Annotated in this window: 8 protein-coding genes; 1 reads left to right on the top strand and 7 read right to left on the bottom strand. The window is 58.8% G+C overall.

What is annotated here, in order from left to right; genetic code table 11:
• Positions 1–5: 5 nt before the first annotated feature.
• From HB393_RS12770 to HB393_RS12740, 7 genes are all read right to left on the bottom strand, one after another.
• Complete coding sequence (locus tag HB393_RS12770) at positions 6–1574, bottom strand: glycerol-3-phosphate dehydrogenase/oxidase (protein WP_213805700.1); 1569 nt, start codon at positions 1572–1574, stop codon at positions 6–8.
• Positions 1574–3070 carry a glycerol kinase GlpK gene (gene glpK, locus HB393_RS12765; RefSeq protein ID WP_213805559.1) on the bottom strand — a complete coding sequence of 499 codons (1497 nt, stop codon included), beginning with the start codon at positions 3068–3070 and terminating at the stop codon, positions 1574–1576. Before glpK ends, HB393_RS12770 begins: the two co-directional genes overlap by 1 nt.
• A 22-nt stretch (positions 3071–3092) precedes the next feature.
• On the bottom strand, positions 3093–5423 hold the full coding sequence (locus HB393_RS12760) for a GH92 family glycosyl hydrolase (RefSeq protein WP_213805558.1): 2331 nt from the start codon (positions 5421–5423) through the stop codon (positions 3093–3095).
• A 92-nt stretch (positions 5424–5515) separates the two neighbouring features.
• Positions 5516–6463, bottom strand: a complete 948-nt coding sequence (locus tag HB393_RS12755) for a metallophosphoesterase (protein ID WP_345945178.1) — start codon at positions 6461–6463, stop codon at positions 5516–5518.
• Positions 6464–6566: 103 nt separating this feature from the next.
• The gene (locus HB393_RS12750; RefSeq protein WP_213805557.1) at positions 6567–10106 is read right to left on the bottom strand and encodes a TonB-dependent receptor; all 3540 of its coding nucleotides are present in this window, start codon (positions 10104–10106) and stop codon (positions 6567–6569) included.
• A 394-nt stretch (positions 10107–10500) separates the two neighbouring features.
• Positions 10501–11355 carry an inositol oxygenase gene (locus HB393_RS12745; RefSeq protein ID WP_255551054.1) on the bottom strand — a complete coding sequence of 285 codons (855 nt, stop codon included), beginning with the start codon at positions 11353–11355 and terminating at the stop codon, positions 10501–10503.
• A 138-nt stretch (positions 11356–11493) separates the two neighbouring features.
• Entirely contained in the window at positions 11494–12501 is a 1008-nt protein-coding gene (locus HB393_RS12740; protein ID WP_213805556.1) for a LacI family DNA-binding transcriptional regulator, read from the bottom strand.
• Between the two features lie 220 nt (positions 12502–12721).
• Here HB393_RS12740 and HB393_RS12735 point away from each other — a divergent pair, with 220 nt between their 5' ends.
• Positions 12722–14014 (top strand): mandelate racemase/muconate lactonizing enzyme family protein, encoded by a 1293-nt coding sequence (locus tag HB393_RS12735; RefSeq protein WP_213805555.1) that lies wholly within the window; start codon positions 12722–12724, stop codon positions 14012–14014.
• Positions 14015–14163 lie beyond the last annotated feature (149 nt).

The raw sequence follows: 14163 nt of genomic DNA, 5'->3' as shown, positions 1-14163 counted from the left end.
GACTTCTAACTCTCCTCATACACATACCCTCGCGCCACACCGTAGAAACGCTCCAGATCCCACTCCCGCTCCGCATCGCTCCGCCCCAACTCCTCCGCCAAAACCCGCGCCACAACTGGAGCAGCCTCCATCGCCGCCCGAGCATCCAGAAACAACGCCCGCATCCGCCGAGCCAAAACATCCTCCACCGTCCGAGCCATCTCAAACCGTGCGGCCCATACTATCTCACCCACCCGATAAGGCAACCGCGGATGAAGCCGCTCACCCCACCTCGCATCCGAAGCGATCAGCGCCCGCAACGCCGGAAGATCCGCTCCATAAACGGCCTCCCACTCCCCCGCATCGTCCAGCGGAGCCGCAACCCACCCATGCAGCCTCATCTCCGCTGTAGTAGATCTCTTCTTCGGCAGACCATGCACCTCAACAGCACGATCGATCGCATCCTCACCCATCTTCCGATACGTCGTCCACTTGCCGCCCGTAACGGTAATCATCCCCGCCTTCGACACCAGGATCGTATGATCCCGCGACAGCTTGGAGGTCTTCCCTCCACCCTTCCGCACCAGCGGCCTCAGCCCCGACCAAACGCTCCGCACCTCCGACGGCTCCGGCCTCCGCCCCATATATCGCCCGACATACTCGGTCAGGAAACTCCGCTCCTTCGCCATCGCCCGCGGCTCCACCGAACTCCGCGGCACGCCTTCATCCGTCGTCCCTACGATCACCGCCTCATGCCACGGAATCGCAAACAAAACTCGCCCATCCGAAGTCTTCGGAATCATCAACGCCGAACTACCTGGCAGAAACTCACGCGGCAGCACGATGTGACTTCCTTGGCTCACCGTCAGCAGCGGCTCGTGCTCGCCGCCTTCCATCCCGAGCACCTGCTCCGTAAACACGCCAGTCGCATTGATCACCGCCTTCGCCGCCAGCTCGAACTCCTCGCCGCTCTCGCCATCGCGCACACGCGCTCCAATGACCTTTCCGTCCCTCTCGATCAGCCCAACCGCTTCGACGTAGTTGATCGCCGTTCCACCCAGATCCTGAAACGTCCGCAGCAGCGCAATCGCATACCGCGCATCGTCGAACTGCCCATCCTGATACAGCACTCCGCCGCGCAGCCCATCTGCCTTCACCCCAGGCAACAGCTCCATCGTCCGCTCCCGCGACAACGCCTTCGAAGGCCCCAACGACAGCTTGCCCGACAACATCTCATACACCTTCAACCCAAAGGCATAGTAAGGCAACGACAGCAGATCGTAAGCAGGAATCACGAACCCCAGATTGCGCACCAGATGCGGAGCGTTCCGCAGCATATATCCACGCTCGCGCAGCGCATCCAGCACCAGCGTCACATTCATCTGCTCCAGATAGCGCACGCCGCCATGCACCAGCTTGGTGCTGCGGCTCGAAGTCCCCTTCGCGAAGTCGTACCGCTCAACCAACACCGTCCGCAGCCCGCGCGAAGCCGCCTCCACCGCGGTCCCCAGCCCGGTCGCTCCACCGCCCAGGATCAGCACATCCCACGGAGCGCCTCCTTCACCCAATCGCCGCAGAACCTCCACTCGCTCCATCAAGCTCCCTGCTCCCAATCCTTCGCCCGCTCCAGCGCCCGCCGCCACGTCTTCAACACGCCAGCCCGCGCCTGTGCATCAATCGCCGGCCTGAATACCCGATCGACCTGCCACTGGCTGGCAATCGCTTCCTTATTCGGCCAGTATCCCACAGCCAGACCTGCGAGATACGCCGCTCCCAGCACTGTGGACTCTGCGTTCTTCGGCCGCACCACATCGATCCCCAGCACATCCGCCTGAATCTGCATCAACAGATTATTCGCCGACGCTCCTCCATCCACCCGCAACTGAGCCAGCGGCAGACCCGAGTCCGCCTGCATCGCCTCCAGCACATCCTTCACCTGCAACGCGACTCCCTCCAGCGCCGCTCGAGCAATATGCGCCCGCGTCGTCCCTCGCGTCAGCCCTACAATCGCCCCTCGCGCATACTGATCCCAGTGCGGAGCCCCCAGCCCCGCAAACGCAGGCACCAGCACGACTCCGTTGCTGCTATCCACCGAAGCAGCCAGCTCCTCCACCTCCGCTGACGTCCGGATGATCTGCAGTTCATCCCGCAGCCACTGCACCACAGCACCAGCCATCAGCATGCTGCCTTCCAGCGCATACTCCACCGTGTCGCCGATCTTCCACGCAATCGTCGTCAGCAGTTGATTCTTCGACTTCATCGGCGTCTCACCTGTATGCAACAGCATGAAGGCGCCTGTCCCGAAGGTGCACTTCGCCATCCCTGGCTGCACGCACATCTGCCCAAACAGCGCCGCTTGCTGATCTCCGGCGATACCAGCGATTGGAATCCCACTCAAGATCCCGCTCGTCACCGCACACCGCCCACTCGAAGCCACCACCTCCGGCAACATCGAGCGCGGCACGCCAAAGATCTCCAGTAGTTCTTCATCCCACTCACCCGTATGGATGTTGTAGAGCATCGTCCGTGAGGCGTTCGTCGCATCGGTCACATGCGTCGCGCCTTGCGTTAGCTTCCAGATCAGCCAGCTATCCACCGTCCCGAAGGCCAGCTTGCCCGCGTCGGCCAGCGTCCGCGCACCTTCGACGTTCTTCAGAATCCAATGCACCTTGCTCGCTGAAAAGTACGCATCCGGCAGCAACCCGGTCTTCGCCTGAATCGTCGCCGCATGACCATCGCTCCGCAGCGCATCACAGAACTCAGCGGTCCGCCGATCCTGCCATACGATCGCGTTGTAGACCGGCTCCCCGGTCTCCCGGTTCCACACTACTGCCGTCTCACGCTGGTTCGTAATCCCTATCGCGACGATATCCCGCTCCGTGAGATCCGCCGCAGTCAGCGCCTCCATGGCGACGCCGCTCTGCGTCGACCAAATCTCCACCGGACAGTGCTCCACCCAGCCGGGCTTCGGAAACACTTGCGGAAACGGCCTCTGCGCCAATGAAAGCATATTGCCGCGCACATCGATCACCATCGCCCGCGAACTCGTAGTGCCCTGGTCCAGCGCCAGGATGTACTGACTCTCTGCCATCACAATCTCCCGTCCTGCAACGTTAACTCAGCGTCAAAGACTGTTTCGTTGGCATGTCGCTTAGATGGAAGACCAGCGTCCCACCCTTCGCCAGCTCTGCATGAGGAATCCGCAGCCCCGCATGAGCCGTCCCATTCCAAGTCACCGACTGGATATAGACCGACTTCGCCGACTGCCGCTTCGCCTCCACCAGCAGCTTCTTCCCACCACCCACCGTCATCTCCACCCGGTCGAAAAGCGGAGTCCCAAAGTCATACTCACCGCTCACCGGATCGACCGCATACAAGCCCAGCGCGCTGATCACGAACCACGCCGACATCTGTCCGCAGTCCTCGTTCCCCGCCATTCCATCCGGCTTGTTGTCGTACATCGTCTCCAGCAGACTCCGCACCCGCGCCTGCGTCTTCTCTGGAGCGCCCGCATAGTTGTACAGATACGCAATGTGATGATTCGGCTCGTTCCCATGCGCATACTGCCCTACCAACCCCGATACATCGGGCGGCATATCCGGCGGCAGATCCGAGCTCTGCGTAAACAGCTCATCCAGCTTCTTCACGAACGCCGCATCGCCACCCATCGTCTCGATCAGCAGAGCCGGATCGTGCTGCACTAGAAAGGTCGTCTGCCACGCATTGGCCTCCGTATAGTCGCGCCACTTACCCGAGATATTGATGCCCTTCGGATTGAACGGCTTCCCCGCCCAGCTTCCATCCGCGTACTTCGGACGAATGAACCCCGACTCCTTGTCGTACAGATTCACAAAGCAGCGCGACCGCTCCAGCAACTGCTTATGCGCATCGACGTCACCCGCAGCCAGCGCCAGCGCCGCGACAGCACGGTCGTCATACGCATAGTCCATCGTCTTGCTCGCCGATTCGTCCTGCACATCGCAAGGCACATATCCCAGCTTCCGGTAAGCCGCGAGCCCGCGATAGTCATCCTCCATATCGCGCTTGCGAAACGGCGCATAGGCAGCCTTCGCATCGATGCCCTTGAAGCCCTTCACCAGCGCCTCCGCCACCACCGGAGCCGAGTGATACCCGACCATGCATCCTGTCTCCCGTCCCTGCAACGGCCACACTGGCACACCCTCCGGACTCTGCTCCGCCATCCGGATCATGCAGTTCACAAAGTCCGGCACACGCTCCGGAACCATCAACGTGAACATCGGATGCAGCGCCCGGTACGTATCCCACAGCGAGAAGGTGCTGTAGTTATGCGTCCCCTTCGCCAGCATATGAACCTTCCCATCCATTCCGCGATACTGCCCATCCACATCATCGAAGAGCGTCGGAGCCACCATCATGTGATACAGCCCCGTATAAAATATCTCCAAGGACCTCGTATCCTCAGAGCTAACCTTGATCCGACTCAGCTCCTTCCGCCATCGCCCCGCGGCAGCATCCTTAGTCCCATCAAAGTCCCACGCCGGAGCCTCCGCCTTCAGGTTCGCGGTCGCACCCTCGATGCTCACGCCTGAGATCCCCGTCTTCACCTGCACCACTTCCTTCTCATGCGTCTTAAAGTGCACCACGCACCGCACCGATCCGCTCTTCGCCTCCTTCGCCGTTGCGTCGAGCTTTCCATCCGAATAGATCTCCACCAAACTGAACGGCTTCGAGAACTTCATCGCAAAGTAGATCTCTCTGCCTTTAGCCCACACGTCCATGCATCGTCCGCCGACGATCGTATCGTTTCCTATCACCTTCACCGAAGCCCACCGCACGGCAGGTGTGATCGGATCGTTAGGACGACTCGCATCCACTCCAGGCTGTCCGGTATGCGCCATATCCAGCAGGAAACAAGCCTTGTCCGACTTTGGAAATGTATATCGATGCAGTCCCGTCCGCTCCGTCGTTGTAAGCTCCGCCGTCACCTTCGAGTCTTGCAGATAGACCTTGTAGTACCCCGGCGCCATCTCCTCATCGCTGTGCGAAAACTTCGACCGATAGCTCGTCGCCGAATCCGCCTTTGCCTGCGGGTCGAACTTGAAGTCGTCTGTAGCGGGCATCAGCAACACATCCAGCAGATCGACGCAGCCCGTCCCGCTGAGATGCGTATGGCTGAATCCCAGAATCGCGCTATCCGAGTAGTGATACCCCGAGCTATGATCCCAGTCGCTCGCACCCGTATCCGGCCCCAGCTGCACCGCGCCGAACGGCACCGTCGCCCCCGGATACGTGTGTCCATGCCCGCCCGTACCAATTGCGATCTTCACGAACTTCAGCGGATCGTTCGCACCCGCGCCCGCTTCAGCAAGATTTAGCCCCAGTGGAACTCCCAGCGCACTCCGTACGTACCCCGCCACCGAAGCAGCCGACATCGCTCCCACAAAACTTCGTCTCGATACCATGGATCCCTCGCAAGGCCGTACTGAATTCACCAATCACTCTAAGCCGCCAGTCTCTCCACGTCCAGACAGTCGCGCGCCGGCCGCCCGATCGGTCATCCCCGCTTTGTATAGGGCTTGCTGTAGTGCGTCGACCACTCCACCAGGTCCGCGTTCATCCAACGCAGCTTCTGCGCCTTCGCATCCGCCTCGAAGAGCATGTAGGCGTTCGCGTCATACCGCGTCGCCCCCGAGACATAGTGCTGCGGCCCATACGTGTGGGCGAAGTCCACCCACTTGTGCCAGTGCCCTGCGATCACCATCTGGATCGTCTCCTGATGCTTCTTGAGCAGAGGATGCAGCCCATAGTCCTTCACCTCCGTCGGGCTCACAATCCACAGCGGATAGTGAATGAAGACCACCGTCGGCTTGCGCTCCGCCATCAGCGCTTCAAACCAGTTCAACTGCTCCTCGCCCAGCGATCCCATCCCCTTGTTGAACTGGCTCGATCCCTTATCCCACGTCGCACCCATAAAGTTGTTCAGGTGCACAAAACGAAATCCCTTGTAGTCCACCGACGAGTAAGGCTTGGCCTTCAGCTTCTCTGCAAACAACTGGTGGCTCATCTCCCGCGATACCCGCGGCACATCGTAGTCATGGTTCCCAAACCCCAGATGCACCGGCGCGCTGAACCCGTCGAACATCTCCTTCGCGATATCGATCCGCGTCTTGTTCTTGAAGTAAAAATCGTAGTCCGCAGATGGATAGTTATGGAAGCAATCTCCCACCACAAATACCTGCTCCATCCTCGGCTGTAGCGAGTTGATCAGAGCCCGCGCCGAAGCCAGCCGCTCCCCCGTCAGCAGAATGCTCTCGTTGTCCTCAACGCCGTTCTCCGTGCCCTTCACATAGAACTCATCGATCACATGCGGATCTGCCACCACCGCAAAGTGAAACCGCTCCGCAGTAGTAGGAGCCGCCATCGCACTCCACGCCCGCTGTGTAGAAGCCGCCACTAGCGCCTGCGCGCCCAATACCCCAAACTGCCGCCGATCCATACGCATCTCTCAATTCTCCTAGAACTACATCACTCAATCATGACAGGAAACGCGAACGGCGCGTCCCTGTGAACATCCAGGGTCGCGCCGTCCATCGCAAATACGACTCCTAGAAGATCAGCTTCGCCGCCAACTGGATCTGCCGCGCCGGGTAAGCCGCAGTGATCGAGCCGAAGCTGCCATTGGAGATATTGCCGTCCGGAGCCTGGTAGTTGACCTGGTTCAGCACGTTGAAAGCCTCGGCACGAAACTCCAGCTTGGAAGACTCTCGCCAGAGGTCGAACTGCTTATGCACTCCCAGATCCGTATTGAAATAAGCATAGGACCGCAGCTTGTTACGCGACACATTGCCGTACGGAGTGGTATTGCCCAACGCCACGGAAGGCACCTTCAGATTGGTGATATCCAGATACCCTCCCAACGCGGTCGCCGTCTTGACGCGATTCGCCGCCGGAGCCTTGATGTTGGCGGACGGCACAATCAACTGCGGACGGAACGTCACCAGGTCCGTCGTATACAACGGATTGGTAGAAGACGAGTTATAGGTAAGGTTGAACGGCAGACCGCTTGTCATCGTGTTGATCACAGTAAGCTGCCATCCACCCAATACCTGGTTGACGATGGCATTCGACTGCGCTCCGTATTTACGCCCATGACCGTAAGGTAAGTCGTACACGATCGACGTCGTGTTGTTCAGCGGTTGATCGTATCCCGACGGGCCATAGTCGTTGCGCGGATTCGCAAAGTTCACACGCGAGTTATCGTTGTTCGATGTCTCAAGATGTCCTGAGGCAAGATCGAACGCGCGGCTATAAGTAAACGAGTCCAGCACATACAGAGCACCTGCCCGCTTCTCTACCTTCGCCTGCAGCGAGTTATAGTTCGAGGAGTTACCACCATAGGCGATCTCAATATCGCCGAAGGTCGTGACCGGACGCCGCGACTGATACGCCGCGCAGCCCGCTCCTCCAGCATTTAAGCATGGAGTAGCTTGGTTATAGTCGGCCAGCACCTGTAAGTGCGTGCCCTTGTTTCCGACGTAAGCAAGATCCAATACCACGCCGGCCGGAAGCTGCTGCTGGAAGCCAACGTGATAGCTCTGCACATATCCCGTCGCAAAGTTCTTAGGAATATAACGTGAAGTAACCTTGGATGGGTTGAAGTTGGCAGGAGCAGTCAAGCCAATAGCATAGCCTTGCTGCGTCTGCCGGAAGCACAGCGTCTGATCCTGCGTGTCACTAGTGCAACGGCTGGTTGCCGTGGGATAAGTCGAATTGTTGTTATTGATCGAAGCATTTACTACGTTCGGCCCGTTGTAGGTCAGGTTATTCTCACCACCAGCGCGGTTGTACTGGGTATAGCTGATGCCATAACCACCACGAAGAACCGTCTTAGGCGTCGCGCTATAAGAGAAGCCAAAACGCGGTCCCCAGTTCTTCTTAGGAATATTCACCAAAGCCCTGTCATAGACGCTGCCAGCCTTGGCCTGAATCAGTGAGTTGGTCGCAGGATTGAAATTCGCCAGCTTGTTATCGCGCTCCCACTGCGGAGTCGCAAGCTCATAGCGTAGGCCCACATTCAACGTCAGCGAAGGCGTCAGCTTCATGTCGTCCTGCACATACATGTAGTTGAACCGCTGCCGCAGATTGACGACCGTGAAGTTGGTCAGCGAGTAAGAAGACCGGTTGCCGAACAGGAAGTCAGCCAACGCCCGCGCCTGGGCAATCTGCGTCGCTGCAGAGTTTCCGCTCGCCGTATCGGTTGGAATGCAACCCGTCGTAACCGTGGTCGAGCATGTGGGGAAGAACGTCGCCGAAGGTCCTGCCGCATACAGGCTGTTGTAGTTATCCTGCCCGTAGCTGGGATTGAAGTCGTTCACCTGCGTATTCACCGCTTCATACTCATAACCGAACTTCATGGAGTGCTTCCCACGCACCCACGTATAGTTCGCCTTGGGGTCGTAGATGACGGGGTTCTGGAACTGCGGGCTCGAAGGCTGAGCGCCTAGTTGCGTAAAGCCCGAGATCGATTGAGCGTTCAAATCGCGCACAATGCTGGGATCGGTCGGAATGCCATTCGTGATGCCGTTCTCCGTCAGCAAAGATGGATCGCCCTGCCCAAACGGCGTCTTCGCTCCCTGGTTCGTCGTATAAGCAAAACGAATATCCAACAACTTATTGGGCGAGATCACCCAGGTAGTACCGCCTGCAATCTGCCGGTTCAAAAGCTTAACGTTTGCATTCGCGTTTCCACCAGCCCGGCCCAGCACCGTCGGCGGATCGAAGATCGTTCCACGATGTTCGCTGTAGCGGCCAAACAAGCTCCACCTGGCATTGAACGTGTGGTCGATACGCCCATCGCCCTTGTCGTCCTGGATCGTTCCACGCGGCGAAGCGCTGTAGTTATTCGAGATCGTGGCGCTGTTCACCGCACCACCCTGAAGCGTGTTCGTCGGCAGCGCCGCCAGCACCGCCCGTCCAAACGGCGTACCCGGAATAGTGCCCGTCGTATAGGCCGTTCCCGTCAGCGGGTTGTAGAGCGGAATAGGAGCTGTCGTGCCGTCCACGCGATGCAGCAGAAACACTCCATTCCGTTGCTCCGCATTCGGCAAAGTTACAGTTGAGACCTGGTTGCGAAAGATCTGCCGCAACCCTTCGTAGTCCGCGAAGAAGAAGGTGTGGTCCTTGTAGATCGGTCCGCCAAACGTGCCACCGAACTGATTACGAATAAAAACCTGCTTCACGTTGCCTACCGGCACAAAAGGCCCGATCGCATTCAGGCTGGTATTCCGCAGATAGTCGTAAGCCTTGCCATGAAACTGATTCGTGCCACGACGAGTGGACACGTTGATCACCGCACCCGAAGCCCGCCCATACTCCGCAGAGTAGTTATTGGTCTCAACCCGGAACTCGCTCACCGCATCCGGCGATGGCGGAATATTCTCGTTCGCAAACCCCTGGTTCGAAGTGCCGTAGTTGTTGTTATCCAAACCATCCAACAAAAAGTTATTGAACGCCGACCGCTGGCCGTTCACGTTGAACGACGCCTCGCGGCTCGATGCAGTCTGATTCTGAAGCGTCGACTTACGCACGCCCGGCGCCAGCAGCACCAGGTCCGCATAAGACCGCCCATTCAAAGGCAGGTTCTCGATCTCGTGTGTAGCGATTACCTGACCGCGCGAGCTCGTCTCCGTCTCCAAGGCAGTAGCAGAACCGGTGACCGTCACCGTCTCAGTTACTGATCCGGTCTTCATCGCCACGTCTACTCTCTGACGGGCATTCGTCGTCACCGTAAACGGCTGCGTCTGCGACCGCTCAAACCCCGCGGCCTGTGTCTCCACAACGTACTGCCCGATCTGGATGCTCGAAAACTCGAACTTCCCCTCGCCATCCGTCGTCACCTTCTGCGCAATCGAGGTCGCGGTGTTCGTCAGCGTTACAGTCGTATTCGGAATCGCCGCTCCCGAGCTGTCCCTCACATATCCCAGCACCGACGCGCTCTCAAACTGTGCGTTCAGACGTCCACCAGGGAACAACAACAATACGGCGACCCCCAGGACGATCCATCCACGCACCCCTGCCAGAAAACTCCTCACATCCCGAACTACCCGCGATCCATTTGCAGACTTCAACTCTCTTCTACTTTGCATAATCTCTCTCCGTCGATATCAGTCCTTCGGCACAGCACTCCGGCCAGCCGCTGTTCGACTCCAAGAGCCATTCACGCCCATATCGCGGGCAGCAACAGCTCATATCCGGAAGTCACCAGCTCAGTTCAACGGCTCTTTCAGGCCGTCCTTAGGTTCGGGGAGAACATTACGCACGCCCACCTACGACCGTCAAGAAAAATACGCAACGGTAGCGCTAACTAGACAATCCTGAATATGTTAGATAAGTAACGGTAAAAGACAGAGTTACTCAATTTCGCCACTTCGGATAGCGCAAACTAGAAGAACAATTCTTCCAATCCCTTGACTCAACCCAAAGAAAAAGCCCCGAACCGCATCGCGGTTCGGGGCAAAAGAGCCTGGAGCTAAACGACTCTTACCATGCAATCTTTTCCGGAAAGAACTCCGCAAACAGATCGTCATAGTAAGGCTTCAGCGCCTTCACATCCGGCTTCGTGTGACCCTTCGAGTACAGGTCATACACATTGAACTTGTTCACCCACTCCAGCATCTCGACGTCGTGATCGCTCATCAGGTGCCGATACGCCCCATGCCGGTGCGCCGCATAGAACGAGTGATACCGAAGCATATACAACGACTCCTCTGGCATGTAGTTCTTCATCACCTCGCCGATATAGCCGTCGTGCCCGAACGATAGATGCACCTTATCCAGCCCGCAGTTGGGCTCATAGATGCCATACTTCGTCTGGTACAGCGGATTGTGAATATCAGGATTTGCCGCGAAATACTCAGGAAAAACGATATCCTTCGAGTAAGCGCATCCCACCGGGAACGTGTCCCCGACTACACCCCACTGCGGCTCGCCCCACAGGCAAAGCACCTTGCCTAAATCGTGGATGAATCCCGTCAATACGAACCACCGCGGATGCCCATCCCTGCGGATCGCCTCCGACGTCTGCAGCAGATGTTCGATCTGCGTCAGGTCCGTATCCGGATCGCTGTCATCCACCAGCGTGTTCAGAAACTCTGCTGCCTCCCAGATCGACTTCATCCCCTTGTCGAGGCCGAAGTACTCTTTCTCCTTCGCCATCACATAGTCGAAGGTCTGGTACTGGTGGTTCAGCCGGTAAAACTCCGCCACTCCCGGGTTCGCGGTCGCGTCGTACTGGCGAAACTGATCCTCCGTCTTACCCTCCTGGTAGCGTCCGGTAAGAAACTCATCCCACTCATCCATGTCCTTGAGCGGTGTGTGCGTTGCGATTGTAGCCATCGGGGAGACTCCTCTTTCCTGCCTTATCGCGAGAGACAAATCCCCCACGGTTTACGTTAGCGGTAACTATACTCGGCGAAGACGATTCCTTGCAAATGTTTTTTATTCAAACTCTTTTTCTTACCTAAGTTCCCGCAATCATCCCAAAGTAGAACGCCGCACCACCAACTTCGGCTCCAGCAGAACGCTTCGCGGCGGCTGCTCAGGATTCGCCGAGAGGTCCAGCGCCAGCTCTCCCGCGATCCGCCCAAGCTCCGCCGTCCCATGGTCGATCGAGCTCAGCGGCACCTTCAGATAGTTTGCGTACCGGAAGTTCCCGCATCCGATCACCGCCACATCCTCCGGAACCTTCAAACCCGCCGCCAGCAACGCCTCAATCGCTCCCACCGCCGTCAGGTCGTTGTAGCAGAAGACCGCATCCGGCCTGGGCTCCAGCCGCAGCAGCTCCTGCATCGCAGCAAACCCCACGGCATCGCCCGCCTCTTCCACCCGTTCGCGGACGGCGACGTAACCCTCCGGCACCTGCAGCCGTTCCTCCTCCATCACCTTCCGGAAGCCCCGCAACCGGTCCAGTGACGGGCTGGTGTTCTTGCCCCCGATATGCGCGATCCTCTTCCGCCCCATCTCCACCAGATGCCGCGTCGCCATCTCGCCCACCTTCACGTCATCCGAGCCTATAAAGTGCGCCGCCAGATGCGGAAAGTTCCGGTCGAACAGAAGGTACGGAGTCCGCTGGTCCCCAATATCGTAAAAATTCTTGAGCTGCGCCTGGCACGAAGCAATCAGCAGAACATCCACCCCGCGCCGCAGCAGCGTCTGGATCTCCTTCTGCTCGATCTCCGGGTCTTCCTCGGACGACGCAAGGATCAGCGCCCGGTCCGAAGGCCTCAAAGCTCCACTCAGTGCCTTCGCAAACTCCGCGAAGAACGGATGCACCAGGTCCGGAACCACCAGCCCCACCGTATACGTCCGCCCGCTCGCCAGCCCTCGCGCCATCATGTTTGGCTGGTAGTTCAACTCCTTCATCCGCTTCAACACCCGCTTCCGGGTCTCATCGCTGATGTCGGTGTTTCCCCGCAGCACCTTGGACACCGTAACCACAGATACTCCAAGATCCCGCGCGATATCCTTCAACCGAACCGCCATACACACTCCTGTGCCATCATCCCACAAGGTCGCAGTCCATAGTAACCTCCTCCCCATCAATAGCTACAGCGCATGCCCAAGTTGGAACGCTCTCCCCGCGTCAACACCCGGACTCGCCTTATCTTCCACGCCTCCCTTACACTTGCAGTGAAATTTTTCCTGCCCCACGCACGCTCTCAACCTCTCTCCACTCCAACGTCCCTCACACCCAGGAGCAAGCATGAGCCTCACCCGCCGCAGCCTCATCCAGAACGTCCTCTCCACCGCTGCCGTCGCCGCCACCCTCCCCCGCAACGCCGAAGCCCAGTTCCTCAACGCCCCTCGCCACGGCCTCCCCGGCACCCTCAACGAGCGCTACGCCAAACTCGACGCCGTCCTCAAACAGCCCGTCTTCCAGCGCGGCCTCTTCCCCGATCCCGTCATCATCCAGACCATCGAACTCCTCCGCAACAAGAAGGAGTACCTCTGCCGCGTCCGCTCCACCGACGGCCACGAGGGCATCTCCGTCTCCAACTCCGCGCTCATGGCCGTCCTCTACCCCATGTTCGTAAAACACATCGCACCCTTCTTCATCGGCAAGGACGCCCGCGACATCGAAGACCTCATCCCCGCCGTCACCGTCTACGAGAACAACTACAAAGCCCAGAGCCTCGCCATCTGGGTCCCCATCGCCACCCTCGAGTTCGCCATCCTCGACATGTTCGGCAAGATGTCCAAGCGCCCCATCGGCCACCTCATCAGCGACAAGCTCTACAACCAGAAGATCGCCGTCTACCAGGCCAACGGCGAGCGCGACATCTCCGCCGAAGAGACCATCGACCACCTCAAGCGCGACGTCGCCATCTCCAACGCCAAGGCCATCAAGTTCAAACTCGGCGGCCGCATGTCCCACCCCGAGTTCCCCAAGGGCCGCAGCGAAAAACTCATCCCCCTCGTCCGCAAGACCTTCGGCGACCAGATGGTCATCTCCGCCGACGCCAACGGCTCCTACACCGCCGCCGAAGCCATCCCCATCGGCAAGCTCATGCAGCAGTACAAATACGCCTTTTACGAAGAGCCCTGCCCCTTCGACTGGTACGAAGAGACCCGCCAGGTCGCCGATGCCCTCGAGATCCCCATCGCCGGCGGCGAGCAGGAGCCCAGCACCCACAACTTCCGCTGGCTCATCGCCAACGGCGGCCTCTCCATCGTCCAGCAGGACATGTTCTACTTCGGCGGCATGATCCGCTGCATGCAGGTCGCCCGCATGGCCCACGCCCTCGGCAAACAGTGCATCCCGCACATCTCCGCCAGCGGCCTCGGCTACGTCTACATGATGCACTTCATCTCGGCCATCCCCAACTCAGGCCCATACCACGAGTTCAAAGAGTTCAACGAAGACCTCCCCTACCACTGCCCCACCTCCAGCCTCCGCAGCAACAGCGAAGGAGTCATCCAGATCCCCACCGGCCCCGGATTCGGAGTAGACATCGACCCCTACTACCTCAAGAAAGCCGCCGTAGTCACCGGCTAATGTTCAGTCACCAGCTAATGTGCTCAGCTACCCGCTAATGCTGAGTCACCAGCTGATGTTCGACCAATCGCCTCAACACAAACAACCCCCACAAATTTGTCATCCTGAGCGAAGCCTCTCGCAGTCTCACCGCGAGAGGCGCAGTCGAA

Source organism: Granulicella sp. dw_53 (genome assembly GCF_018449545.1).
GTDB lineage: Bacteria > Acidobacteriota > Terriglobia > Terriglobales > Acidobacteriaceae > Edaphobacter.
This window is presented reverse-complemented; position numbering and strand designations above follow the sequence as displayed.

Excerpts from the sequence above, each read along its gene's own strand:
- HB393_RS12750 (WP_213805557.1), bottom strand. The coding sequence starts at position 10,106 with ATGCAAAGTAGAAGAGAGTTGAAGTCTGCAAATGGATCGCGGGTAGTT.
- HB393_RS12745 (WP_255551054.1), bottom strand. The coding sequence starts at position 11,355 with ATGGCTACAATCGCAACGCACACACCGCTCAAGGACATGGATGAGTGG.
- HB393_RS12755 (WP_345945178.1), bottom strand. The coding sequence starts at position 6,463 with ATGCGTATGGATCGGCGGCAGTTTGGGGTATTGGGCGCGCAGGCGCTA.
- HB393_RS12760 (WP_213805558.1), bottom strand. The coding sequence starts at position 5,423 with ATGGTATCGAGACGAAGTTTTGTGGGAGCGATGTCGGCTGCTTCGGTG.
- HB393_RS12735 (WP_213805555.1), top strand. The coding sequence starts at position 12,722 with ATGAGCCTCACCCGCCGCAGCCTCATCCAGAACGTCCTCTCCACCGCT.
- glpK (WP_213805559.1), bottom strand. The coding sequence starts at position 3,070 with ATGGCAGAGAGTCAGTACATCCTGGCGCTGGACCAGGGCACTACGAGT.
- HB393_RS12740 (WP_213805556.1), bottom strand. The coding sequence starts at position 12,501 with ATGGCGGTTCGGTTGAAGGATATCGCGCGGGATCTTGGAGTATCTGTG.
- HB393_RS12770 (WP_213805700.1), bottom strand. The coding sequence starts at position 1,574 with ATGGAGCGAGTGGAGGTTCTGCGGCGATTGGGTGAAGGAGGCGCTCCG.